Raw genomic sequence first — 24,736 nt, forward strand, 5'->3', positions numbered from 1 at the left:
TGCTTGCGGCCCTGAGCCACTGTCCGCAGCTCCCGAATCTTGAAGTCCATCGCATCCCCTGAGCTGGGGTGTTGCGACGACCACTAGAACGGAAGACCTCAGGCGGGCCGGGCAGGGGCCGGACGGGTCAGCCCAGGGTCTGGGCGGCCGCCGGCGAGGAGTCCTTCAGGAACTGGGTGCAGCGCTCGTACTCCTCCTGCTCGCCGATCGCCTGCGCGGCGCGGGCGAGGGCGTGCAGGGCGCGCAGGAAGCCGCGGTTCGGCTCGTGCTCCCAGGGCACCGGCCCGTGCCCCTTCCAGCCCGCCCGGCGCAGCGAGTCCAGGCCCCGGTGGTAGCCCGTGCGGGCGTAGGCGTACGACTCCACGACGCTGCCCCGCTCGAACGCCTCGTCGGCGAGCTGGGCCCAGGCCAGCGACGACGTCGGGTACTTGGCGGCGACGTCGGCGGGCGCGGTGCCGCTCGCCAGCAGTTCACGCGGCTCCGGGTCGTCGGGAAGGCGGGTCGGGGGCGGACCCCCGAGAAGGTTCTCGTGAATGGCCATGCCCCCAGTCTGCGCCATCCGCCTCCGGCTGCACCCAGCGGCCGGTGCGCGCGGCGGCGCGGTCCCCCGCGCCCCGCCCGCCCTCCGGCGACGAAGCCACGACGGAGCCGTGCGACCCGGCAGCGGCCGCCGCCGCTGCGCCACATCGGCCTCCCGGCCCCCGGCCCCCGGCAGCCCGGCAGCCCGGCAGCCGCGGCCTACGGTCGCGAAGGCCGCCGCCGCGTCCCGCCGACGGCACTGCGGGCACCGCGACCGCACCGGCCGCGCGGTCCAGGGGCATGCGGGGCGGGCGTGCGGGGCATGCGGGGCGGGCGTGCGGGGCATGCGGGGCGCGGGGCGCACGCGGCGGCCGCGCTGCGGACCGACCGCGAGCAGTCGGCGGCGGACGGCCGACGCCACCCGCTGCGTCCGCCCGCGGCGCCAACTGCCCACGGTGCGCAGACCGGACGGCGGCCACCGCCCGGACGTGCGGGGGCCGGCGCCATGGTGGGCGCCGTGCCCCCGGCCAGGTACCGCCGGGGGTACGGCGGCATCTGCGACAGGTCCGACCGCGCGGGCCCCGCCATGCTGCGGACGGGCCGCGAACGGCTGATGACACCACCCGCCGAACCGCCCACGGTGTCCACAGCCCCGCGGTGAACCGGCCGGACGACGGCCACCGACCAGGCATGCGGAGAGCCCGGCGCGTCGGCGGGCGCCGGGCTCACGGCCGAGTACCGCCGGCCGGCACGGCGGCCCTGCGACCTCTCCGGCCGCGCGGGGCGCCACGCCGCGGACCGACCGCGGACGGCTGCCGACAGTCGCCGACGCCACCCACCGGACCCGCCCACGGTGCCCACGCCCCACGGTCGGCCGACCGCACGGCGGGCACCGCCCGGACATGCGTGAGCCCGGCACCGCGGACGGGCGCCGGGCTCACGGGGAGGTACTACGAGCGGTTACTTGATCCTGGTGCCGGTGGAGCGGAGGTTGGCGCAGGCCTCGACGACGCGCGCCGCCATGCCCGCCTCGGCCAGCTTGCCCCAGGTGCGCGGGTCGTAGGTCTTCTTGGAGCCGACCTCGCCGTCGACCTTCAGGACGCCGTCGTAGTTGCGGAACATGTGGTCGACGACCGGGCGCGTGAAGGCGTACTGGGTGTCCGTGTCGATGTTCATCTTCACGACGCCGTTCTCCAGCGCGGTCGCGATCTCCTGCTCGGTGGAGCCGGAGCCGCCGTGGAAGACGAAGTCGAACGGCGACGCCTTGCCGAACTTGGCGGCGACGCCGTCGGCCAGCTCCTTCAGCAGCTCCGGACGCAGCACCACGTTGCCCGGCTTGTACACGCCGTGCACGTTGCCGAAGGACGCGGCCAGCAGGTAGCGGCCCTTCTCACCCAGGCCCAGGGCCTCGGCGGTGCGGATCGCGTCGTCGACCGTGGTGTAGAGGGAGTCGTTGATCTCGTGGGAGACGCCGTCCTCCTCGCCGCCGGTCGGGGTGATCTCGACCTCGAGGATGATCTTCGCGGCCTTGGCCCGCTCCAGCAGCTCCTGGGCAATGGCCAGGTTGTCGGCCAGGGTCTCCGCGGAGCCGTCCCACATGTGGGACTGGAACAGCGGGTTCTGGCCGGCCTTGACCCGCTCCTCGGAGATCGCGAGCAGCGGACGCACGTACCCGTCGAGCTTGTCCTTGGGGCAGTGGTCGGTGTGCAGGGCCACCGTGACGTCGTACTTCTTGGCGACGATGTGCGCGAACTCGGCCAGGGCCACCGCGCCGGTGACCATGTCCTTGCTGTGCTGGCCGCCCAGGAATTCGGCGCCACCCGTGGAGATCTGGATGATGCCGTCGCTCTCCGCCTCCGCGAAACCGCGCAGGGCCGCGTGCAGGGTCTGGGAGGAGGTCACGTTGATGGCCGGGTAGGCGAACTTGCCTGCCTTCGCCCGGTCCAGCATCTCGTTGTAGACCTCGGGAGTTGCGATGGGCATGTGTCCGCTCCTTGACTGTGCGGGTTGCGTTCTGCGTACTACGGCCCTGACCTAGACCTAGGGGGTGACGTCGTCGTCGTCCCCATCTTTCCAGACATGAGCCGGTGATCCAGCCCCGGACGCCTGGCGTACCGGCGGGCGCGGCCGGTGCGCACCGGCCGGGCGCCGCCGGGCGGGGTCGGTCCAGCCGTCAGTCCAGCCCCAGCTCGTCCTTGGAGTAGGCGAAGAGGTACGGCACGCCCGCGCCCTGCTGGATCTTCTCGGCGGCGCCGGTCGCCCGGTCGACGATCGTGGCGACGGCGACGACCTCGGCGCCCGCCTCGCGCACCGCCTCGACGGCGGCCAGCGGGGAGCCGCCGGTGGTGGAGGTGTCCTCGACGACGAGGACCCGGCGGCCCGCGATGTCCGGGCCCTCCACCCGCCGCTGCAGACCGTGCGCCTTGGCCGCCTTGCGGACCACGAAGGCGTCCAGCCGCCTGCCGCGGGCGGCGGCCGCGTGCAGCATGGCGGCCGCGACCGGGTCCGCGCCCATGGTCAGGCCGCCCACCGCGTCGAAGTCGAGGTCCGCGGTCAGGTCCAGCAGCACCTGGCCGACCAGCGGGGCGGCCTCGCCGTCGAGGGTGACTCGGCGGAGGTCGACGTAGTAGTCGGCCTCCAGGCCCGACGACAGGGTCACCTTGCCGTGCACCACGGCCTTGTCCTTGATCTGCTGCAACAGCGCGGCTCTCACATCGCTCATGCCGGTCAGCTTAAGCGGGACGCCAGGTCCAGGTGGTGGCGGCTTCCAGCGGCTCGAGCGGGGTGACCAGGCGGGGCCGGGTGTTCAGCCCGTCGGGCGGCCCGGTCTGCGGCTCGACGCAGACGGCGGCCTCCTGCTCGTCGTAGAGCACCACCCATTCCTCCCGGCTGGTCACCTTCAGCTCAAGCCGGCCGGGCCAGGTGAGGGTGACGTCTACGCCGCCGGGCATCCCGAAGCAGTCGTCCCAGGGGCCCGGACGCGGGTCGACGCGGTTGCCGGTGGGCAGGTGGTCGGCGCCGCGCTCCTCCTGCCAGGCGGGCGTGAAGTCGATGCGCGCCTCGGCGCCGTCCAGGTCGCGGTTGAACCACGGGTGCCAGCCGATCTGGGCCGGGAAGGACGACTCGTACGTCTCCACCGACATGGTCAGCGTCAGGGCGTCGGGTGCGAGGGCGATCACCTGGGTGACGCGGCCGGAGTAGGGCCACGGCTCGGTCAGGTCGTAGGTGAGGACGGCCTCGTCCTCCTCGGCACGGGCGATGCGCCAGGCGCCGTCGCGGACGGTGCCGTGGATGGCGTGCGGCGGGGCGTTGAGCGGCATCTGGTGGACGGTGGCGCCGTCCCGGAAACGGCCGTCCCTGATCCGGCCGCACCAGGGGACCATCGGGAAGCAGCCGTAGCGCTCGCCCTGGCGGAGCAGTTCCGTCCCGCCCACGCGCAGTCCCCCGACCCGGCCGCCGTTGGCCGGCTGCACCGTCACCTCCGCGTCGCCCGCGGTCAGCGTGATGTCGTCGTTGCTCACGACCACGACCCTACTGGGGTGTTCGCGCCCCCGTCGGCGTCTCAGCGGCGCTTGCGCAGCGCCCGGCCCAGCACGATGGCCGACGCCAGCACCACGGCCGCCGCGGGGGCCGCCCAGCGCAGGGGCGAACCCTCGGCGACGGTCTGCGGGGCGGGCACGGGGGCGTAGCGGCCGCGGGGCGGCGCGTGGTCGACCTCCTCCGCGCTGCGGCCGATCATCGTCCGGCGGGCGTGGGCCGCCTCGGCGGGGGGCTCCGGGGCGTCGGCGAAGTCGCCGGGCACCTCGGACTCGTCGGACTCTTCGGGGGTCGGACGGTCCGTGTCCTCGGCTTCGGCCTCCTCCTCGCCCTCGCCCTCGTCCTCGCCCTCGCCCTCGCCCTCGTCCTCGTCGGGGGCGAGGGAGGGCGGCGGGACCTCGACGTCGAAGACGGACGGCGCGGGCTCCTCCCCCGCCTCGGCCAGGTTCTCCGCGAAACGGTTCAGCAGCCGGGTCACGGCGGCCGCGACCGACTCGGCGGGGAGTTCCGTGACGCGGCCGTCCGCGGTGGCCGTCCCCTCGAAGGACAGCGTGGAGCCGCCGCCCGCGTCCCGGACCCGGAGGGTGAGGGCGAGCTTGACCGAGCCGGTGCCGCGGCTCTCGGTGGCGTCGCCCTCGGCGGCGTAGGAACCGTCGTCCCGCGCGGTGACGCGCACGGTGCCGCGGTAGGTGACGGAGTGGCTGCCGACGCGCACCTTCAGCCGCCCGGCGACGGGCTCGCTGCCGGCGTCCTGCTGGAGCCCGGGAACCGCCCGGGCCACCTGCGCGGGATCAGCGAGGGCGTCCCTCAGCCGCTGGGCCGGAACCGGAACGAACACCTCATGCTCCATGGAAGCGGAGCCTACCCAGGAGGCCGGATCCTGCACCCCCGTCGAGCGAAAACGACCGCCATCCAGGAGACCTGCGGGAGATGTCCAGGAGCCCCTCCAGCGGACGTCCAGGAGGCCTCCAGCGGACGTCTAGGAGGCGCTCCCCGGCGTCACCAGTCCCGTCTCGTAGGCCACGACCACCGCCTGGGCCCTGCTGGCCAGGCCCAGCTTGGTCATCGTGCGGTTGAGGTGGGTCTTGACCGTGGCCTCGCTGATGAACAGCCGGTCGGCGGCCTCCGCGTTGGTCAGGCCCCGGGCGACGAGCCGGAGCACCTCCTGTTCGCGCGCCGTCAGGGCGGACAGGCCGGGCGTCGCCGCGCCGGGCGGGCCGTCGGCCGTGCGGGTGAACGCCTCCACCAGGCGCCGGGTGACGGCGGGGGCGAACAGGGCGTCGCCTCCGTGCACCGCGGTCACCGCCGCGAGGAGGCGTTCGGGCCCGGCGTCCTTCAGCAGGAAGCCGGAGGCGCCGGCGCGCAGGGCGCCGTAGACGTAGTCGTCGAGGTCGAAGGTGGTCAGCACGAGGACGCGCGGGGCCGGGTCGGACGCCTCGGCAAGGATGCGCTGCGTCGCCTCGATGCCGTTGGTGCCGGGCATGCGGATGTCCATCAGCACCACGTCGGGGCGGGTCTTCGCGGCCAGCGCGACCGCCTCCGCGCCGTCGGCGGCCGCGCCCACGACCTCCATGCCGGGGGCGGCGCGCAGCAGGGCGACCAGTCCGCTGCGCACCAGGAACTGGTCGTCGACGACGAGCACCCGGATCGGCTGGGCCTCGTCACCGGTGAAGGTGTCGGTCATTCCGCGACGGCGTCCCCACGGCGTGCGGTGCGTGCCGGCGTCGGCAGGGTCAGGTGCACGCCGAATCCCCCCTCGCTGCGCGGGCCGACGACGATCGTCCCGCCGTAGAGCTTGGCCCGCTCCCGCATCCCGATCAAGCCATGGCCGCCGTGCTCGCTCGATGTGGCCGGATCCACCCCCTTTCCGTCGTCCGGTCCGTCGTCGGTGACCGACACCGTCACCTCGCCCGAGCGGTAGGCGAGTTCGACGCCGGCCCGGGCGCCGGGCGCGTGTTTGAGGACGTTGGTCAGGGCCTCCTGGACCACGCGGTAGAGGCAGAGTTGCACGCCGGAGGGCAGGGGCCGCGGCTCGCCCGTGACGCGGAGGTCCACCGGGACGCCGCCCGCGCGCACCCGGTCCACCATGTCGGCCAGTTGGTCCAGGCCGGGGGCGGGCCCGCGGTCGGCGCCCTGGACGCCGTCGGCGCGCAACAGGCCCAGCATGCGGCGCAATTCGGCCAGGGCTTCGCCGCTCGAGCCCTCGATGGTGTCGAGGGCGTCGCGCGCGGTGCGGGCGTCGGAGGTGAACACGAAGCGGGCCAGGCCCGCCTGGACGTTGATGACGGCCATGTGGTGGGCGACGACGTCGTGCAGTTCGCGGGCGATGCGCACCCGTTCCTCGGCGACCTCGCGGCGGGCCCGTTCGGCCTGTTCGGCGCGCAGGTGCCGGGTGAGCTCGGCCGATCTGCGGGCGAGGTAGCCGAAGCGCCACAGCACCAGGGGCCAGGCGACGGCCTGCGCCACGACGGACGCCATCGAACTGCCCTCGGTCACCAGCCCGGCGTAGATCCAGAGGCCGGCCATCAGCGCGGCGCAGGACGCGGTGGTGCGGGTGGGGCACAGGGACGCCACGGTGTAGAGGGCGAGCATGGGGCCGAAGGAGCCGACGACGGGCCAGTAGCCGAGGGAGACGTAGAGGGCCATGACCGCGTGGACGAAGAGGCAGAGGGCCAGCGGGGCCCTGGTGCGCCAGACGAGGGGCAGGTTGGCCAGGGCGACGAGCGTCCAGGCGAGCGGGTCGAGCGCGTCCCACCCCTGGGCGGCGGCCTCCCTGCCGAGCAGGACGGCCACGGTGGTCTGGGCCGCGGCGATCAGGCCGTCGGCCACGGTGGGGCGGATCCGCATTGCCGCAGGGTAGCCGCGGGGTGCGGACGGGGCGTCAGTCTCCCGGGGTACCACGGAAGTTGTAGGACCCGCGCGGCTACCGCAGGGGTTGGCCCGCGGATCCACCTTCGGCGGGATTCGGCGGGGGGCCGTGGGCCCGTAGCTTCTGGGTGCGGGTCGCAGGGGGGGGGTGACCAACGGGGGAGCCCGCCTCGCGGCCGGAAGGGGACATCTGACATGGCACTGCGTACCAAGGTCGTATCGCTCGCCGTCGCCGCCGCCGTGGGCGGGGCTCTCGCCCTCACCGCCTCGCCGGCGTCGGCCAGCATCGCCCAGGGCTACGTCTCCGGGGCGGGCAACACGACGGACGACTGGGGCGACGAGGGCACCCTCTCCGCCTCCAGCCACTCGCACAGCAACGCCACCGCGCTGGTGCAGCAGGTCCTGTGGGCCGAGGGCGTCAAGGAGCAGAACGGCACGGCGTTCGACTGGTCCGACATCGACGGGAAGTACGGCCCCAACACCACCTACGCGGTGAAGCAGCTCCAGAAGTTGCTGAACCGCGACCGCGGGGCGGGCCTGACCGTGGACGGCAAGGCGGGCCCGAAGACGCTCGGCGCCGCCGATTTCTACCTCGTCGACAACGGCAACGGCACGGTCACCTACATCGGCAGCAAGCACACCTTGACGTTCAAGCGCAGCGGCGGCAAGTACTCGCTGAAGGTGAACAACAGCCGCGGCTGGAAGGTCGCCTCGTACAACACGCTGAACGTCGTCTGACCCACGCCGGGGGGAAGCGCGGCGGTCCGTCCCTGTACGGGGGAGGGACGGACCGCCCGCGCGTGCCGTCCTCGCGCGCGGCCGTCCTCACGTCCGTGCGGCTCAGTACGCGCGTGAGGTTCAGTACGTGTACCGGGGATGCACCAGCGTCGACGGGCGCAGGCCGCCGACCCGGGTGCGGGCCGCCGCCCGCGCGTCCGCCGCGAGGCGTGCGGGGGTGAGGGTGCGTGGGCGCGGGGCACGGGGGTCCAGGGCGAGCCGCGGGGCCGTGCGGGCGGCGAGGACGAAGCCCCAGTCGCGCGGGGCGCGCGAGGCGACCGTGGAGCCGCCGGTGGTGGATCGGTCAGGGCCGGGGACGCGGTAGACGGCGGTGCGCAGGCCGGCGGCGCGGATCGTGGCGTCCACCGTCCAGAACGCGCGCGGCCGGGTGGCGACCGGGCCGGCGTGGACCACCAGGCGGCCGCCGGGCGCGAGCACGCGGCGGGCCAGCCCGTAGAACTCCTGCGAGTACAGCTTGGTGCTCGCCGTGATGCCCGGGTCGGGCAGGTCGCAGATCACCACGTCGTACGCCGCCCGGGGTGCGCCGCGCAGGCGGCGGAAGGCGTCCGCGGTGAACGCGTGCACGCGCGGATCGTCGTAGACGTGGCCGCCCAGGGCCGACAGGGCCGGGTCGTGGCGGGCCAGCCGCACCACGGCGGCGTCGGGTTCGACGACGTCCACCCGGCGCACGCCCGGATGGCGCAGCACCTCGCGCGCGGCCAGTCCGTCGCCGCCGCCGAGGACGAGCACGCGCGCGTGGGGGCCGTTCATCGCGGGGTGGACCAGTGCCTCGTGGTAGCGCCGCTCGTCGGGGCCGCCGGCGCGCAGCCGGCCGTCGAGGAAGAGGGCGACGGGGCGGCCGTGGGTGCCGCCGGTGAGGACGATCTCCTGGCTGCCGGTCCGCAGGGCCACGCGCACGTCGTCGCCGTAGACCGCGTGCCGGGCGGCGGTCTCGAAGTCGCCGACGAGTACGGCCGCGGAGGCCAGGACGCCGAGCACGGCGACGTTGGCGACCAGCAGCAGCCGGCGGGCGCGGCGGCTGAGTTCGCCGCGGAACAGACCGAGGACCAGGGCGCCGCCCGCGACGGCGTTGACCGTGCCGGTGATCAGGGCGCCGGTCAGCTGGCCCAGCATCGGCAGCAGCAGGAACGGGAACGCCAGGCCGCCGACGAGGGCGCCGACGTAGTCGGCGGCGAACAGGTCGGCCACCGCGCCGCCCGCGTCCTGCCGCCGGATGCGCTGGATCAGCTCCATCAGCAGCGGCACCTCGGCGCCGATCAGCAGGCCGATGGTGAGGGAGAAGGCGACCAGGAGGCAGCGGGGCCCGCTCGCCCACAGCCCGCCCCAGGCGCCGGTCCAGGCGAAGACGGCGTACAGCGCCATCGCGCTGCAGCCGCCGACGAGGGCGAGCGCCGCCTCGAGCGCGCCGAAGCCGGCCGCGGCGTGCCGGCGCAGTCTCTTCGCCGCGAGCGAGCCGACGCCCATCGCGAAGACCATGACCGACAGCACGACGGACGCCTGGGTGACCGAGTCCCCGGTCAGGTACGAGGCGAGGGCGACGAGTTCGAGTTCGTACACGAGCCCGCAGGCGGCGCAGACGAAGGCGCACGCCAGGACCAGGAACCGTCCCGTCCGTGGCAGGACGGGCAGCCGCGCCGGCGCCGCCCAGGGGCGGGCGGGCGGGAGCGGGCGGCGGGGCGGGGCCGGGGCGTGCTGTTCGATCACAACTGCGACGTTACGTCACGGAGCGGTCACGTTTTGTCACCCACGCGTGTGAAACCACCGTCCGCCGGGCTTCACACGTTCGCGTCAGACCGGGGACGGGCTGCGGTCGGCCCGGCGGGTGGCGGGCCGGGCGGCCGGTGTCCGCACCCCGACCCGGGTCCGCGTCGCCACCAGTTGCCCGTCCTGCGGATAGGCGTGCCAGGTCCGCCAGTGCACCTGCCCCTCGTGGTGGTGGGCGAGCATCGCGGTGAAGGCGTGCGGACTGCCCGGGAAGACGCCGGCCAGGCCGTGCGGGTGGTCGGAGACCAGGGCCAGCAACTCCTGGGCGCGGCCCGCGAAGGAGCCGGGCGAGAGCACCTCGACCCGGGCGGCGAACTCGTACTCCCAGTCGTCGACGCGCTTGGCGACGCCCAGCGGCAACGGCGTGCTGCTGCCCGCGATGCACGCGACCGTCTCCGAGCAGTTGCCCCGCGCCTCCTCCAGGAGCACTTGGTGCGACGCGCCGAGGAGTCTCAACTGCAGCTTGGCGCCCGTGAGTTCGAGATCGAGCGTGGCCAGCGCCGGAAGCGGTTCGCGCCCCAGGGCCCAGGCGAGGTCGGCCGCGGACGTGTCGGTGTAGGCGGTGTTCAGGGTCGTGAGCATGGATCGGCTCCGCAAGCACGCAAACAGGAGGTCTGGGTCCGGCGCATGCCGGTCGGCACCGGGAGACCGGACCGGCCGGCCCGGTCGGGACGTCGGGAGGATGTGCACAGGACGTCCGAGGGCCGCGTTGGTGATTTAGAGGGAATCATGAACTGTGGCGCCGCCACAGCGTTTTTACCCAACTTCGTGACGTTTCCATCCCTGAGAGGGCTGCACAGCTCAACTGTTCAACCATGGCGCGCGCCGGAGCGCGCGAGGAGCGCGGCCACGGACCCCGCGCGGCGGCCCGAGCGCCGGGGGTCCGGCACGACTCCGACGGCAGACCGACAGAGGATGACCGACGGGGAACCGACGGGAACCGACGGAGAACCGACGGGAACCGACAGGGACGTGACGCGGACCTGACGGAAACCTGAAGCGGGCCCGACGGGAGCCTGACGGCCGCCTGGCGGCGGCCAGATGGGCGGTGCCGCCCGCCAGGCAAGGTTGCCGGTCACGTGCCAAGAGAGAGAGGGTGGGCAGTACGTCTGGTCTCAGCGATGGCCGGACGAGCCAGACGACCGCAGGAGTGTCCAAGTATGTCCATCGACCCGTCCTCGATTCCGAACTTCGGGGGCCAGCCCGAGCCGCAGTCCCAGGGACCGGCGGGCCCCGTCATCCCGGATCAGGACCTCGTGAAGCAGCTCCTCGACCAGATGGAGCTCAAGTACGTCGTCGACGAAGAGGGTGACCTCGCGGCTCCGTGGGAGCAGTTCCGTACGTACTTCATGTTCCGTGGTGAGGGCGACCAGCAGGTCTTCTCGGTGCGGACGTTCTACGACCGGCCGCACGGCATCGACGAGAAGGCCCAGCTGCTGGAGTCCATCGACGACTGGAACCGCCGGACCCTTTGGCCCAAGGTCTACAGCCACACCCACGACGACGGCACCGTCCGCCTGATCGGCGAGGCGCAGATGCTGATCGGCACCGGGGTGAGCCTGGAGCACTTCGTCTCCTCCACGGTCAGCTGGGTGCGGGCCGCCATCGAGTTCGACCGGTGGCTCGTGGAGCAGCTCGGCCTCGAGCAGGAGATCGACGACGCGGAGGAGCCCGGCGACGAGCCCGGCGACGACGACGCGTAGTCCTCCCACCGCCTCGCCCTACAGGGGCACCCGGGCCAGTACCACCAGGTACGCCCCGTAGCCGAACGAGAGCCCGGCCAGGGCGCCGACCACCACGGTCGCGTGCCACGGCCGGGCTCTCGCCGTGCGCGCCAGGGCCCGGGCGAGCGGCAGCAGCAGCGGGAAGGCCGGCAGCAGGAAGCGGGGCTTGGATTCGAAGAACCCCGAGCCGCCGGCCGCGATCAGCAGCAGGACGCCGCCGTACACCAGCAGCGGCAGCGGGGCGCGGTCGGCCAGCAGGAGGGCGTACAGCACGGCCGCCGCCGCGACGGTCAGCAGCGCCACCGGGAAGACGAAACGGTCGCCGTGCAGCAGCAGGTGGAGCACGAACCGCAGCGAGCCGCGGCCCAGGTCGAAGCGGGAGCCCCACAGCCGCTGCACCCGGAAGTAGCCGCCGAGCACGTCGCCCGTGCGCAGGCCGACCCACAGCACGTACGCCGTCCAGCCGAGCGGCGCGAGCGCGGCGCCCGTCCACAGCCTGTGGACGACTTTTCCGCGCCGCCGCCACACCTCCTGCCCGACGGCGGCCAGCACCGCCACCGCGACCGCCAGACCGTTGGGCCTCGACAGCCCGGCGAGCGCGGCCAGCGCCCCCGCCCACACCCAGCGCCCGGTGAGCACCGCGTACAGCGACCAGGCGGCGAACGCGGTGAGCACGGGCTCGGTGTACGCCATCGACAGCACCACCGAGTGCGGCAGCAGGCCCCACAGCAGCACCAGTACGGCGGCCGGCGTCCGGCCGTACAGCCGGGCGCCGAGCGCGTGGATGCCGCCCGCCGCGACGACCGCCGCCAGCCACGACACCGCCAGCCCGGCCGCGCCCCAGCCGAGCGGGCTGACGGCGGTCACGGCCCGCACCAGCGCCGGGTAGAGCGGGAAGAACGCCAGGTCGCTCTGGACGGCGCCGTCCCCGAAGTGCAGGGTGCGGCCGTACCCGTGGGCGGCGATCCCCAGGTACCACAGCGAGTCCCAGGACCGCCCGAGCAGCGCGAGCGGCTGCTGCCCGTTCGCCCGTGCGGCGAGCGCCAGCACGACGACGCCCAGCAGACGGGCGGCGGCGAACAGGCCGACGGCACCGGCCAGCGCCCCCGCCGTCGGCAGGTGGGCGCGGCCCCGGGCGCCGGGCCGGGTGACGGACGGTCGGGCGAGGGTGCTGGCGTGGGTCACACCGGCACAGTGCAGCCCGCACGCGCGCCCCGCGACCGGTGTGCGTCCGGGCGGGTGCGCCTACCCGCCCGCCCGGCGCGGCGACGTGACGGCCCCGGGCCGCGCCCCTCTCCGTCGTATCTTGACCGCACACGGGAAGGAGCAGTCCATGAGCGTCGACGCGATCGTGCACACCGAGTTCCCCAAGGGATACACGGTCCTGTTCGGAGCCGACGGAAAGGTGATCATGACTCCGCGGAGCTTCGAGCACTCCGCCACCATCCGCTCCATGCAGATCGACTCTCTCGCCCTCGGCCGTCACGCAAAGATCACCTCCGACGTGTACATCGACTTCCCCGCCGACGAGAACTCGGCCCCCGATCTGGCGATCCTCCGCGAGGACGCCCGCCGGGAGGGCAAGCGCTACGGCTTCGAGGACGTCCTGCTGATCTCCGAGGTCGTCTCGACCTCCTCCGCGCGCAAGGACTACGACGACTGCACCGCGAAGTACGGCCGCTACGGCATCCCCGTCTACCTGGTCGTGGACCCGTACGCCCAGGAAGTCGTCGTCCACACGCAGCCGGTCACCACCGGTTACGTCGCGGCGCACACCCACAAGTACGGCACAGGCAAGCTCCCCATCCCCCTGGCCGACGGCCGCACCTTCACCCTCGACCTCGACGAGCTCCCGCGCCCGGAGCCCGAGACGGACGCCCGCTGACGAAGGGGTCCCGTGCGACCCTGCCGTCGGCGCCCCGACGTCAGGCATGGTCGGGCTCAAGCGGACGCCAGACGGCAGACGGCAGACGGCAGACGGCAGACGGCAGACGGCAGACGGCAGACGGCAGGGACAGTACGCGCGTGAACCGCCGGCCTTGGGCTGCCGGGCGGGTGCGGGGGCGCACGGAAGCATCTGTTCCGCGTGCGTGCACTGCGGGCGGGGTGGTCGAGCCCCCGCGCTCGCACGTCCGGGTGAGCGCTGATCGTCTCTCGGCCGCGGCACTCCGGCGGGCCCTATCCAGGACGCATGGATGAACTCCGCACCACTGCCAGCCAACCGCCTTTGTCCCGGCGGCGTTTCACGACCGCCACCGGCACGGCAGCCGGCGCCGCCGTCCTCGGACTGGGCACCGCCGACCCGGCCGACGCGGTACCGGCCGCCCCTGCCGCTCCCGCCGTCCCGGAGCGGGCCCCCTGCCCGTCCCGCTCCACCGCCGACTGGGACACCTGTCTTGCCGTCGCCCGCGCGCTGCTGGTCGTCGACGCACACGACAGGCCCCTGGTACCGACGTACGAGAAGATCCTCGGTTCCGGGCTGCCCCGAGCCCGGACCAAGGCCGCCAAGAAGGTCCTGGTCGTGGGTGCCGGTCCGGCCGGCCTCGTCGCTGCCTGGCTGCTCAAGCGCGCCGGACACCACGTGACGCTGCTGGAGGCCAACGGCAACCGGGTCGGCGGCCGTATCAAGACCTTCCGCACCGGTGGCCACGAGCACGCCGCCCAGCCGTTCGCCGATCCGCGGCAGTACGCGGAGGCCGGCGCCATGCGGATTCCCGGCAGTCACCCGCTGGTGATGCACCTGATCGAGCAACTCGGCCTCGAGAAGCGCCCGTTCCACCTCGTCGACGTCGACGGATCGGGCAAACCCGTCAACCACGCATGGCTGCACGTCAACGGTATCCGCGTACGCCGCTCCGAGTACGCCAGATCCCCCCGCCGCGTCAACCAGTCCTTCGGAGTACCCCGCAAATACTGGGACACGCCCTCCTCGAAGATCCTCGGCGATGCCCTCGATCCCGTACGCGACGAGTTCAGCACGGTCGGGCCGGACGGCAAGCGCGTCGACAAACCCATGCCGGAGCGGGTGCGGGGCTGGGCACGGGTCGTCCAACGCTACGGCGACTGGTCCATGTACCGGTTCCTGACCGAACAGGCCGGTTTCGACGAGCGCACCATCGACTTGCTCGGCACCCTGGAGAACCTGACCTCGCGGCTGCCGCTGTCCTTCATCCACAGCTTCATCAGCCAGTCCCTGATCAGCCCGGGCACCGCCTTCTGGGAGCTGGTCGGCGGCACGGCGACACTCCCGGACGCGCTGCTGCGGAAGGTGTCCGACGTGCTGCGCCGCGACCGGCGTGCCACGCACATCGAGTACTGGGACGCCGGACGACAGCACGAGCCCGGTGCCGACGACACTTCGCACGTGCGCCGGAACGGCCCGCACGTGTGGATCGACACCGTGTCGGAAGGCCGTGACGGCACGGTGGTGCGCGAGCAGTTCACCGGTGACCTGGCGATCGTCACCGTGCCGTTCTCCGGGCTGCGACAGGTGCAGATCAGCCCGCTGATGGCATACGGAAAGCGCCGTGCCGTCGCCGAGCTGCACTACGACAGCGCGACCAAGGTGCTGCTGGAGTTCAGCCGCCGCTGGTGGGAGTTCACCGAGGCCGACTGGAAACGCGAACTCAACGCCGTACGGCCTGGGTTGTACCAGGACTACCTGCGTGGCAAGGCGCCCGCCGACGGCAGCCTGCTCGGGGCGCATCCCTCGGTGCCGCGCGGTCACATCAGCCCGGCACAGCGCGCGCACTACGCCGCCAACCGCTGGGTCGGCCGCGACCAGCCCGAGGCCGCTCACATCATCGGCGGCGGGTCGGTCTCCGACAACTCCAACCGCTTCATGATCAATCCATCGCACCCTGTTCCCGGCAGCAAGGGAGGCGTCGTCCTGGCCTCCTACTGCTGGGCTGACGACGCCTCCCGCTGGGACTCCTTCGACGACGAGGCCCGTTACCCTTACGCCCTGCGCGGCCTGCAACAGGTCTACGGACAGCGGGTGGAGGTGTTCTACACCGGCGCGGGCCGCACCCAGAGTTGGCTGCGCGATCCGTACGCGTACGGTGAGGCGTCCGTTCTGCTCCCCGGCCAGCACACCGAACTCCTGGGACACATCCGCGCCCCCGAGGGCCCACTGCGCTTCGCCGGGGACCACACCTCGGTCAAGCCGTCGTGGATCGAGGGTGCCGTCGAGTCCGGCGTGCGGGCGGCACTGGAGGTGCACCTGGCCCAGTAGTGGCCTCGGAGCGGTCCAGCAGTGCTTCGTCGAGTACGGACCCGCCGAGTGGCTCCCGGCTCGGCGGCGCCCGGGCAGCCCTCACCGTGGCGCCGGCCTGCTCGCCAGCCGGGCAGTCTCCTTTGTACTGCGGCAAGCGCCGGAATGACGGCCGGGACCGGGCGGTCTCCGGCGCGAGAGTTCCGGAAGGGTGAGGCAGGGCAGGCGACGAGGAGCGCGACGACCGGTCCCGTAGGACGGCGGTCAGTGCGCGAACGCCTTGCGGAGCCCTTCCACCGCGTCCATCAGCACCTCGGTGCGTTTGCAGAATGCGAACCGGACGTAGGGGGCGCCTGCTGCGGTGTGGTCGTAGAAGACCGCGTTGGGGATCGCGACCACACCCGCGCGCTGCGGGAGAGAGCGGCAGAAGGCGGTGCCGTCGCTCTCGCCGAGGGGTCGGATGTCGGTGGTGATGAAGTACGTGCCGACCGGGCGGAAGACCGTGAAACCCGCCTCCTCCAGGCCACCCGCCAGCAGGTCGCGCTTGGCCCGCATATCGGCGCGGAAGGCGTCGAAGTACGAGTCCGGCATGCGCAGCGCCTCGGCGACGGCGTACTGGAAGGGCCCGGAGGCGACGTAGGTCAGGAACTGCTTGGCCGAGCGGACGGCGGCGACCAGCGCGGGGGCCGCGGTCACCCAGCCGACCTTCCAGCCGGTGAAGGAGAAGGTCTTGCCGGCCGATCCGATGGTCACCGTCCGCTCCCGCATGCCGGGGAAACCGGCCAGCGGCAGGTGTTCGGCGTCGTCGAAGACCAGGTGCTCGTAGACCTCGTCGGTGACCACCAGGAGGTCCCGCTCGACGGCCAGTTCGGCGATCGCGGCGAGTTCCTCGCGGGTGAGGACGGTGCCGGTGGGGTTGTGCGGGGTGTTGATCAGCAGCAGGCGGGTGCGGGCGGTGACGGCGGCGCGCAGCTCGTCCAGGTCCAGCCGGAAGCTTCCCTCGTGCGGGTGCAGGGTGACCGGCACCCGGGTGCCGCCCGCCATCGCGATGCAGGCGGCGTAGGAGTCGTAGTACGGCTCCAGGGCGATCACCTCGTCGCCGGGCTCCAGGAGGGCGAGCAGCGAGGCGGCGATGGCCTCGGTGGCGCCCGCCGTGACCAGGACCTCGGTGTCGGGGTCGTAGGCCAGCCCGTACCGCCGCTGCTGGTGGGCGGCGACGGCGGTGCGCAGCTCGGGGACGCCCGGGCCGGGCGGGTACTGGTTGCCGCGGCCGTCGCGCAGCGCCCGCACGGCCGCCTCGCGGATCTCCTCGGGGCCGTCCGTGTCGGGGAAGCCCTGTCCCAGGTTGATCGCCCCGGTCCGCAGGGCGAGCGCCGACATCTCGGCGAAGATCGTCGTCCCGAACTCGGCGAGCCGGCGGTTGAGCGGCGGGCGGGTGCTGGAGGTCATGCGGGTCATCGTGCGCCGAAGCCGCGGATTTCCTCAACCTGCCGTCGTCTCCGGCCGGCCGCGCCGGACCCCGGCCTTGCGCGAATCACCCAGGGCCTGGCGCGCATCGCCGACGGCAGGTCCGGTCAGCGGCGGATGAGGCCGAGGTCGGTGGCGGTGGCGACGGCGGCGGTGCGTGAGTCGACGTCGAGTTTGGCGTAGATGCGGGCCAGGTGGGACTTGACCGTTCCTTCGGTCAGGTGGAGTCGGTCGCCGACGGCCTGGTTGGAAAGGCCGTCGGCGACCAGGGCGAGGACTTCGGTCTCGCGCCGGGTCAGGGCGGCGCCCGGCGCCCGCAGCCGGTTCATCAGCCGGTCGGCGACCGTGGGCGCCAGCGTGGTGCGTCCGGCTGCCGCGGTGCGTACGGCGGCAGCCAGGTCCTCGGGCGAGGCGTCCTTGAGGAGGTACCCGGTGGCGCCGGCTTCGATGGCGGGCAGGGTGTCGGCGTCGGAGTCGTAGGTGGTGACGATCAGCACCCGGGGGGCTCCCGGCCGGGCGGCGATCAGGGCGGTGGCTTCGGCGCCGCCCATGCCCTTGCCGAACTGCAGGTCCATCAGCACGACGTCGATGTCGCCCTCGGCGGCGCGGGTGACGGCGTCCTCGGCGGTGGCGGCTTCGGCCATGACGACGAGGCCGGGCTCGGTCTCCAGCACGGCGCGCAGCCCGGCCCGCACCACAGGGTGGTCGTCGGCCAGGAGCAGGCGGATGGGGGCGCTGTCGGTCACGGGCGGGCCTCGGTCTCGGCCGGCTGGTTCAGGGGCAGCCGGGCGGCCAGGGCGGTGCCGTGGCCGGGGGCGGATTCGATGGTGAGGGTGCCTCCGAGGGCCTGCACGCGGGCCCGCATGGCGGCCAGTCCGAACCCGCCGGCCTCCGGGTCGGGAGCTGGCAGGCGGGCAGGGTCGAAGCCGCGGCCGTCGTCGACGACGTCCAGGGCGACGTGCTCACCGGTGTAGCCGAGGGTCACCTCCGCGGTGCCGGCCTCGGCGTGGTGCACGGTGTTGGCCAGGGCGGACTGGGCGATGCGCAGCAGCGCGACCTCGTGGGCGGTGGCGAGCGGGGCGGGGTCGCCGGTGAGGCGGAAGCGCGCGGTGAGCCGGTGCCGGGCGGACGTGGTGGCGCACAGGCGTTCCAGGGCGCCCGCCAGGGTGGTGCCTTCCAGCGTGGGCGGCGTGAGGGCCGCGACGAAGCGGCGAGCCTCGGCCAGGTTGTCGACGGCGGCCTGCCGTGCCTGCTCGACGTAGCGGGACGCGTTCTGCGGCGCCCGGGGCAGTGCCCGTTCGGCGGCGCGCAGCAGCAGCTGGATGCTGGAGAGGCCCTGGGCGAGGGTGTCGTGGATCTCGCGGGCCAGGCGGTCGCGTTCGGCCAGTACACCGGCGGTGTGCTGGGCGGCGGCCAGGTCGGCGCGGGTGGCGGTGAGCTCCTCGATCAGCCGGCGGCGGTCCTCGCTCTCCCGGTACAGGGCCTGGTATCCCCACACCACCGCGACCGCCACGGCGGCGCCGAGCGCGGGGCCGATGGCCATGGCGGGGCTGAAGGAGTGCTGGTGGGCGGCGAAGCCGGCGACGGCCGCGACGGCGGTGGCGGCCACGGCCGCCGTCCCGGCGCGGCGGGGCAGCAGGTGCAGCTGGAGGAAGTACAGCGGGAAGGCCACCCACACGGCGTCCGGGGACAGGGCGAACACCGTCAGCCAGCAGGCGCCCACGGCGGCCAGCCACAGCGCGGCGGCACGCCGCGACCGGCCGACGCCCGGCAGCGCGGGTCCGACCGCGTACACCAGGCCGCACGCCGCCGACGCGGCGACGACCCACCCGGCGTGCGGGCGGGCGTCGGCCACGGCCCGTCCGGCGGCCAGCGCGAGCAGGCCGATGATCAGCAGGTGCAGGCACCAGGCCAGGGCCCGGGTGGTCGGGGTCAGGGCGGGGGCAGCGGTGTTCACAGTGCCTTCCAGATTACGAAGGCCGGCGCCCGGTGGGCCTCCATCGAAAGTTGGAACCTGTGCGCCGTCTTTCGGCCCGCCAAGTGCCGTCCTGCGCCGGACGCGCGCGGGGGGCGTCGTCGGCGACGGTGGAGTCGTACCGCGGAGTCATGCCGCTTCCACCGCCGGAAAGGACAGGCCGGGGCCGTGTTCGTCGCCTGGAGAGACCTGAAGTTCGCCAAGGGGCGCTTCGCCCTGATGGGAACCGTCATCGTGCTGATCACCCTGCTGGTCGGACTGCTGTCCGGGCTGACGGCCGGACTGGGGCAGCAGAACATCTCCGCGATCACGTCGCTGCCCGCCGACCGGATCGCCTTCCAGGCGCCCGCCGACGGGCAGGACCCGTCGTACGCGAACTCCACCGTCACCGAGCGGCAGTGGCGGCAGTGGTCCGAGGCGCCCGGCGTCGAAAGCGCCGAGCCGCTGGGGATCACCACGACCAGGGCCACCGCCGGGGACCGGAGCATCGGGGTCTCGGTCTTCGGCGTCGAGCCCGGCTCCCGCCTCGCCCCGGCCGGCGACAGGATCACCGGCAGCGCGGTGGTGCTGTCCACCGCGGCCGCCGACGACCTCGGCGTGCGGGCCGGCGACTCCCTCACCCTGGCGGGCACGCGGCTGACGGCGGCCGCCGTCGAGGGCGACGCCCACTTCAGCCACACCCCGGTGATCTGGACCAGTCTGGACACCTGGCGGAGGACCGCGCCGCCCACCGGCGGCGGGCCGGGCCCGAGGGCCACCGTCATCGCCCTGGACACCACCTCCGAGGCCGACACGGCGGCCACCGACCGCCGGGCCGGCACCAGGACGGTGTCCACCGGGGACTCGCTGTCCGCGATCGGCTCCTACACCTCCGAGAACGGCTCGCTGCAGCTGATGCGCGGCTTCCTGTTCGCCATCTCCGCCCTCGTCATCGGGGCCTTCTTCACCGTCTGGACCATCCAGCGCAGCGGCGACGTCGCCGTCCTCAAGGCCCTGGGCGCCTCCACCGCGGGCCTGCTCGGGGACGCCCTCGGCCAGGCCGTCGTCCTGCTCGTCGGCGGCACCCTGATCGGCACCGGCACGGCCGCCGCCGTCGGCGCGCTCGTGTCCGGCAGAGCCGTGCCCTTCCTCCTCACCCCCGCGACCGTGCTGGTCCCGGCCGCCGTGATCATCCTGCTCGGCGGGCTCGGCGCCGCCCTGTCCATCCGCCGCATCACCTCCGTCGACCCGCTGACCGCCCTGGGGAGCGCCCGATGAGCCTGAGCCTGACCGACGTCACCCTCACCTACCCCGACGGCGACACCCGCCTGACCGCCCTCGACCACGTCACCCTCGACGTGCCCCGGGGCAGCCTGACCGCGGTGGTCGGCCCCTCCGGCTCCGGCAAGTCCAGCCTCCTCGCGGTCGCCGCCACCCTGATCACCCCCGACTCCGGCACGGTCACCATCGACGGCCGGACCACCACCGGCCTGAGCCGCGGCGAACTGACCGGACTGCGCCGCCACAAGATCGGCATCGTCTTCCAGCAGCCCAACCTGCTGCCGTCCCTCACCGCCGTCGAACAGCTCCAGGTCATGGCCCGGATCGACGGCCGCAAACCCCGCACCGCCCACACCCGGGCGATGGAACTCCTGGACGCCGTCGGTCTCGCCGACCGGGCCGGCCGCCGCCCCCACCAGCTCTCCGGCGGCCAGCGCCAGCGCGTCAACATCGCCCGCGCCCTGATGAACGACCCCACCGTCCTCTTGGTCGACGAACCCACCAGCGCCCTCGACCACGAGCGGGGCGCCGCCGTCATCGACCTCATCACCCGCCTCACCCACCGGCAGGCCACCGCCACCGTCCTGGTCACCCACGACCGCGCGCACCTCACCGCCGCCGACCGGATCGCCGAAGTCCACGACGGACGCCTGCGCCTGCCGGTCACGAACCGCTAGTACGCGGTCTCCGCGTGCGTGGCCGCCGGGCCGGACCGCACGCCCGCCGGATTCCGAGGCTCAGAATTCGCTCAACTCTGCTTTGGCCGCCGGCGGGGCCGGGCATCCCCCGGGCACGCAACACGGCGAGGCACCCACGGGGGGCTGCTTCGGGGGAATCGAGAGGACGGTGACGCCATGACCGGCATCATCGTGATCGCCGGGATCGTCTTCGTGGCGGTCCTCGTCGGCGCGACACGCAGGGGCGGCCGGGTCCGGTCGGCCCGCGGGTCGGGCGGGCGCTCGTACGGCGGGGACAGCAGCTGGTGGGCCGGCGGGGGCGACAGCGGCTCGCACGGTGGGCACCACGGGGGTCACTCCTGCGGTGGCGGCCATTCGTGCGGCGGCGGGTCGTCCTGCGGCGGCGGGTCGTCGTGCGGCGGGGGCGGCGGATGCGGTGGAGGCAGCTGACACGGGGCAGCTGAGCTCCCGCAGGGGGAGCCGCATCCGTCCTGCCCACCCCGCCGCCGGGGTCCCCCGGGGAGCCCGGCGGCGGACAGGGAAGGGGCCCGTCACCCACGGGGTGACGGGCCCGGGCCGTGCGGGGGGCTACAGCGTCTTGCCGGCCGTCTCGCCGGCCTTCTCTCCGGTCGCCGGTCCCACCAGGAGGCCGTCGCCGAAGGCGTCGACGCGGACCGTGTCGCCGTCCTTGACCTCGCCAGCCAGGATCTCCTTGGCCAGGCGGTCACCGATGGCGGTCTGGATCAGGCGGCGCAGCGGCCGGGCGCCGTACGCCGGGTCCAGGCCCTCCGTGGCGAGCCAGGCCAGGGCCTCGTCGGTGACCTCCAGGGTCAGCCGCCGCTCGGTGAGCCGCCGGGCCAGCCGGTCGATCTGGAGCTTCGCGATGCGCTCCAGCTCCGGCTTGGTCAGCGCGGAGAAGACGACCAGGTCGTCGAGCCGGTTGAGGAACTCCGGCTTGAAGGAGGCCCGCACGACCTCCAGGACCTGCTCCTTCTTCTCCTCCTCCGAGCGGAGCGGGTCGACCAGGAACTGGCTGCCCAGGTTCGAGGTCAGCACCAGGATGGCGTTGCGGAAGTCGACCGTACGGCCCTGACCGTCCGTCAGGCGGCCGTCGTCCAGCACCTGCAGCAGCACGTCGAAGACCTCGGGGTGGGCCTTCTCGACCTCGTCGAGCAGGACGACGGTGTACGGGCGGCGGCGGACGGCCTCGGTGAGCTGGCCGCCCTCCTCGTAGCCGACGTATCCGGGCGGGGCGCCGACCAGGCGGGCCACGCTGTGCTTCTCGCCGTACTCCGACATGTCGATGCGGACCATGGCCCGCTCGTCGTCGAAGAGGAAGTCGGCGAGCGCCTTGGCGAGTTCGGTCTTGCCGACGCCGGTGGGGCCGAGGAAGAGGAACGAGCCGGTCGGCCGGTCCGGGTCGGCGATGCCGGCCCGGGAGCGCCGCACCGCGTCGGACACCGCGCGCACGGCCTCCTCCTGGCCGATCAGGCGCTTGCCCAGCTCCTCCTCCATGCGCAGCAGCTTCTGCGTCTCGCCCTCCAGCAGACGGCCGGCCGGGATGCCGGTCCAGGCGGCGACGACATCCGCGATGTCGTCGGAGCCGACCTCCTCCTTGACCATGGTGTCGCTGCCGGCCTCCTCCTCGGCCTCGGAGGCGGCCTCCAGGTCCCGCTCCAGGGCCGGGATCTCGCCGTACAGCAGCTTGGAGGCGGTGTCGAAGTCGCCGTCGCGCTGCGCGCGTTCGGCCTGGCCGCGCAGGTCGTCGAGCCGCTCCTTCAGCTCGCCGACGCGGTTGAGGGACTGCTTCTCCTTCTCCCAGCGGGCGGTCAGGCCGCGCAGCTCCTCCTCCTTGTCCGCGAGGTCGCGGCGCAGCTTCTCCAGGCGCTCGCGCGAGGCGGGGTCGGTCTCCTTGCCGATCGCCAGCTCCTCCATGCGCAACCGGTCGACGGCGCGCTGGAGTTCGTCGATCTCGACGGGCGAGGAGTCGATCTCCATGCGCAGCCGGGAGGCCGCCTCGTCGACCAGGTCGATGGCCTTGTCGGGCAGGAAGCGGGAGGTGATGTACCGGTCGGAGAGCGTGGCGGCGGCGACCAGCGCGCTGTCCGCGATCTGCACCTTGTGGTGGGCCTCGTAGCGGCCCTTGAGTCCGCGCAGGATCGCGATGGTGTCCTCGACCGTCGGCTCGGCGACCAGCACCTGCTGGAAGCGGCGCTCCAGCGCCGGGTCCTTCTCGATGCGCTCGCGGTACTCGTCGAGGGTGGTGGCGCCGACCATGCGCAGTTCGCCGCGCGCCAGCATCGGCTTGAGCATGTTGCCGGCGTCCATCGCGGAGTCGCCGCCGGCGCCCGCGCCGACGACGGTGTGCAGCTCGTCGATGAAGGTGATGATCTGCCCGTCGGAGTCCTTGATCTCGGCCAGCACGGCCTTCAGGCGCTCCTCGAACTCACCGCGGTACTTGGCCCCGGCGACCATCGCGCCCAGGTCCAGCGCGACCAGCCGCTTGTCCTTCAGGGACTCGGGCACGTCGCCCTTGACGATCCGCTGGGCGAGCCCCTCGACGACGGCGGTCTTGCCGACGCCGGGCTCGCCGATGAGGACCGGGTTGTTCTTCGTACGGCGCGACAGCACCTGCACCACGCGGCGGATCTCCTGGTCCCGGCCGATGACCGGGTCGAGCTTCCCGTCCCGCGCCGCGGCGGTGAAGTCGGTGCCGAACTTCTCCAGGGCCTTGTACTGGCCCTCCGGGTCTGCGGTGGTCACCCTGCGTCCTCCCCTCGCCTTCTTGAAGGCGTCCGACAGCTTCTTCGCACTGGCCCCCTGACCGGAGAGTACGTCCCCGGCGGCGCCGCCCTTCGCGGCGATGCCGATGAGCAGGTGCTCGGTGGACAGGTACTCGTCCCCGAGTTCCCCGGCCCGCTCGGACGCGTCCGCGATCACGGCGAGCAGCTCCCGGTTCGGCTGCGGCGGCGCGACGGTGGACCCGGTCACGCTGGGCAGCCCGGCGAGGATCCGCTCCGCGCCGGCGCGCACCGCCGCCTGGTCGGCCTCGACGGCCGCCAGCAGGTCGGTGATGTTCTCGTTCTCCTGCCCCTGGAGCAGAGCCAGCAGCAGGTGGGCGGGGGTGAGGTCGGGGTGCCCCTCCGTAACGGCCCGGTTGCCGGCCGCGTTGATGGCGTCCCGGCTCCGGTTGGTCAGCTCGGCGTCCACGTTCGCTTTCTCCTCCTGGCGTCAGCCGTCGGCCACGTCTCCCAGTGCTGACCCGGTCAACGTCTACAAAGTTGAGTCTATTCCACTCAAGGGGTGTCCGGGAGATCCCAGCGGTTATGTTCCGGCCATGACCTCGTACCCGCAGGATCCGGGCGCTCCCGACGCGCCGTACCTCAGCTTCTGGCGCGAGCGGCACCTGTGCACGCTGACGACGCCCCGCCCCGACGGCAGCCCGCACGTGGTGCCGGTCTGCGTGACCTACGACCCCGGGGCACGGCTGGCCCGGGTGATCACGAGCGGGACGAGCGCGAAGGCGCGGAACGTGCTGGCGGCCGGGCCGGAGGGGGCACGGGTGGCCGTGTGCCAGGTGGACGGGCGGCGCTGGGCGACGCTGGAGGGCCGGGCCTTCGTACGGACCGAGCCGGAGCGGGTCGCGGAGGCGGAGCGGCGTTTCGCCGAGCGCTACGAGCGGGCGCCGAGGCCGAATCCGGCGCGCGTGGTCATCGAGATCGAACTGACGCGGGCGATGGGGAATTGCCGGACGGGCCCCTCAGGGCGCGGCTGACTGTTTTCGGCCACAAGTGGGGCTCTTTCAAACCCGGTGGTACCGGGAGAAAGCGCCGATAACTGCAGCGGGGGGGGGGGGGGGGGGGGGGGGGGGGGGGGGGGGGGGGGGGGGGGGGGGGGGGGGGGGGGGGGGGGGGGGGGGGGGGGGGGGGGGGGG

General features: G+C 73.5%; 21 protein-coding genes. 7 read left to right on the plus strand and 14 right to left on the minus strand.

Going from position 1 to position 24,736, the window contains the following annotated elements:
* Positions 1-127: 127 nt before the first annotated feature.
* The 7 genes from ACZ5GT_RS39090 to ACZ5GT_RS39120 all read right to left on the minus strand — a co-directional run bounded on the left by ACZ5GT_RS39090 (position 128) and on the right by ACZ5GT_RS39120 (position 6,903).
* Positions 128-541 carry a DUF3151 domain-containing protein gene (locus ACZ5GT_RS39090; protein ID WP_469036217.1) on the minus strand — a complete coding sequence of 138 codons (414 nt, stop codon included), beginning with the start codon at positions 539-541 and terminating at the stop codon, positions 128-130.
* A gap of 938 nt (positions 542-1,479) precedes the next feature.
* Complete coding sequence (gene fbaA / locus ACZ5GT_RS39095) at positions 1,480-2,502, minus strand: class II fructose-bisphosphate aldolase (RefSeq protein WP_469036219.1); 1,023 nt, start codon at positions 2,500-2,502, stop codon at positions 1,480-1,482.
* Between the two features lie 190 nt (positions 2,503-2,692).
* Positions 2,693-3,241 (minus strand): orotate phosphoribosyltransferase, encoded by a 549-nt coding sequence (gene pyrE, locus ACZ5GT_RS39100; RefSeq protein WP_469036222.1) that lies wholly within the window; start codon positions 3,239-3,241, stop codon positions 2,693-2,695.
* A 10-nt stretch (positions 3,242-3,251) separates the two neighbouring features.
* Positions 3,252-4,040 carry an aldose epimerase family protein gene (locus tag ACZ5GT_RS39105; protein WP_469036226.1) on the minus strand — a complete coding sequence of 263 codons (789 nt, stop codon included), beginning with the start codon at positions 4,038-4,040 and terminating at the stop codon, positions 3,252-3,254.
* A gap of 41 nt (positions 4,041-4,081) precedes the next feature.
* Positions 4,082-4,906 carry an SRPBCC domain-containing protein gene (locus tag ACZ5GT_RS39110; protein WP_469036230.1) on the minus strand — a complete coding sequence of 275 codons (825 nt, stop codon included), beginning with the start codon at positions 4,904-4,906 and terminating at the stop codon, positions 4,082-4,084.
* A gap of 129 nt (positions 4,907-5,035) precedes the next feature.
* Positions 5,036-5,740: a response regulator gene (locus ACZ5GT_RS39115; protein WP_469036234.1), complete on the minus strand. Its 705-nt coding sequence runs from the start codon at positions 5,738-5,740 to the stop codon at positions 5,036-5,038.
* Positions 5,737-6,903, minus strand: coding sequence for a sensor histidine kinase (locus ACZ5GT_RS39120; protein ID WP_469036237.1), 1,167 nt, complete (start codon positions 6,901-6,903; stop codon positions 5,737-5,739). The genes ACZ5GT_RS39115 and ACZ5GT_RS39120 overlap by 4 nt, the downstream gene beginning before the upstream one ends.
* 216 nt (positions 6,904-7,119) lie before the next feature.
* Here ACZ5GT_RS39120 and ACZ5GT_RS39125 point away from each other — a divergent pair, with 216 nt between their 5' ends.
* Positions 7,120-7,662 (plus strand): peptidoglycan-binding domain-containing protein, encoded by a 543-nt coding sequence (locus ACZ5GT_RS39125; protein ID WP_469036241.1) that lies wholly within the window; start codon positions 7,120-7,122, stop codon positions 7,660-7,662.
* Positions 7,663-7,782: 120 nt separating this feature from the next.
* Here ACZ5GT_RS39125 and ACZ5GT_RS39130 read toward each other — a convergent pair whose 3' ends face one another.
* A complete protein-coding gene (locus tag ACZ5GT_RS39130; RefSeq protein ID WP_469036243.1) occupies positions 7,783-9,426 on the minus strand; it encodes a polyamine aminopropyltransferase in 1,644 nt (547 codons plus the stop codon).
* A gap of 84 nt (positions 9,427-9,510) precedes the next feature.
* Positions 9,511-10,068, minus strand: a complete 558-nt coding sequence (locus ACZ5GT_RS39135) for a DUF2617 family protein (RefSeq protein WP_469036245.1) — start codon at positions 10,066-10,068, stop codon at positions 9,511-9,513.
* Positions 10,069-10,646: 578 nt separating this feature from the next.
* Here ACZ5GT_RS39135 and ACZ5GT_RS39140 point away from each other — a divergent pair.
* Positions 10,647-11,189 carry a YbjN domain-containing protein gene (locus ACZ5GT_RS39140; protein ID WP_469036249.1) on the plus strand — a complete coding sequence of 181 codons (543 nt, stop codon included), beginning with the start codon at positions 10,647-10,649 and terminating at the stop codon, positions 11,187-11,189.
* A gap of 18 nt (positions 11,190-11,207) precedes the next feature.
* On the opposite strand, the gene ACZ5GT_RS39145 is transcribed toward ACZ5GT_RS39140, so the two are convergent.
* Positions 11,208-12,395, minus strand: coding sequence for a hypothetical protein (locus ACZ5GT_RS39145; RefSeq protein WP_469036251.1), 1,188 nt, complete (start codon positions 12,393-12,395; stop codon positions 11,208-11,210).
* A 148-nt stretch (positions 12,396-12,543) separates the two neighbouring features.
* Between ACZ5GT_RS39145 and ACZ5GT_RS39150 the strand changes: the two genes are divergently transcribed.
* The gene (locus tag ACZ5GT_RS39150; RefSeq protein WP_469036254.1) at positions 12,544-13,095 is read left to right on the plus strand and encodes a Uma2 family endonuclease; all 552 of its coding nucleotides are present in this window, start codon (positions 12,544-12,546) and stop codon (positions 13,093-13,095) included.
* A 306-nt stretch (positions 13,096-13,401) separates the two neighbouring features.
* The gene (locus ACZ5GT_RS39155) at positions 13,402-15,444 is read left to right on the plus strand and encodes a flavin monoamine oxidase family protein (protein ID WP_469036257.1); all 2,043 of its coding nucleotides are present in this window, start codon (positions 13,402-13,404) and stop codon (positions 15,442-15,444) included.
* A 243-nt stretch (positions 15,445-15,687) separates the two neighbouring features.
* Here the strand turns inward: ACZ5GT_RS39155 and ACZ5GT_RS39160 are convergent, their stop codons facing one another.
* From ACZ5GT_RS39160 to ACZ5GT_RS39170, 3 genes are all read right to left on the minus strand, one after another.
* A complete protein-coding gene (locus tag ACZ5GT_RS39160; RefSeq protein ID WP_469036259.1) occupies positions 15,688-16,881 on the minus strand; it encodes a pyridoxal phosphate-dependent aminotransferase in 1,194 nt (397 codons plus the stop codon).
* Positions 16,882-16,997: 116 nt separating this feature from the next.
* Entirely contained in the window at positions 16,998-17,636 is a 639-nt protein-coding gene (locus ACZ5GT_RS39165) for a response regulator (RefSeq protein WP_469036261.1), read from the minus strand.
* The gene (locus ACZ5GT_RS39170) at positions 17,633-18,847 is read right to left on the minus strand and encodes a sensor histidine kinase (protein WP_469036263.1); all 1,215 of its coding nucleotides are present in this window, start codon (positions 18,845-18,847) and stop codon (positions 17,633-17,635) included. Before ACZ5GT_RS39170 ends, ACZ5GT_RS39165 begins: the two co-directional genes overlap by 4 nt.
* Before the next feature lie 186 nt (positions 18,848-19,033).
* Here ACZ5GT_RS39170 and ACZ5GT_RS39175 point away from each other — a divergent pair, with 186 nt between their 5' ends.
* Positions 19,034-20,122, plus strand: a complete 1,089-nt coding sequence (locus tag ACZ5GT_RS39175; protein WP_469036267.1) for an ABC transporter permease — start codon at positions 19,034-19,036, stop codon at positions 20,120-20,122.
* A complete protein-coding gene (locus tag ACZ5GT_RS39180) occupies positions 20,119-20,802 on the plus strand; it encodes an ABC transporter ATP-binding protein (RefSeq protein WP_469036269.1) in 684 nt (227 codons plus the stop codon). Before ACZ5GT_RS39175 ends, ACZ5GT_RS39180 begins: the two co-directional genes overlap by 4 nt.
* 588 nt (positions 20,803-21,390) lie before the next feature.
* On the opposite strand, the gene clpB is transcribed toward ACZ5GT_RS39180, so the two are convergent.
* A complete protein-coding gene (gene clpB, locus ACZ5GT_RS39185; RefSeq protein WP_469036271.1) occupies positions 21,391-24,012 on the minus strand; it encodes an ATP-dependent chaperone ClpB in 2,622 nt (873 codons plus the stop codon).
* Positions 24,013-24,139: 127 nt separating this feature from the next.
* Here clpB and ACZ5GT_RS39190 point away from each other — a divergent pair, with 127 nt between their 5' ends.
* Positions 24,140-24,577: a pyridoxamine 5'-phosphate oxidase family protein gene (locus ACZ5GT_RS39190; RefSeq protein ID WP_469036273.1), complete on the plus strand. Its 438-nt coding sequence runs from the start codon at positions 24,140-24,142 to the stop codon at positions 24,575-24,577.
* Positions 24,578-24,736: the final 159 nt, after the last annotated feature.

It is taken from the genome of Streptomyces sp. NPDC031340, assembly GCF_055569945.1.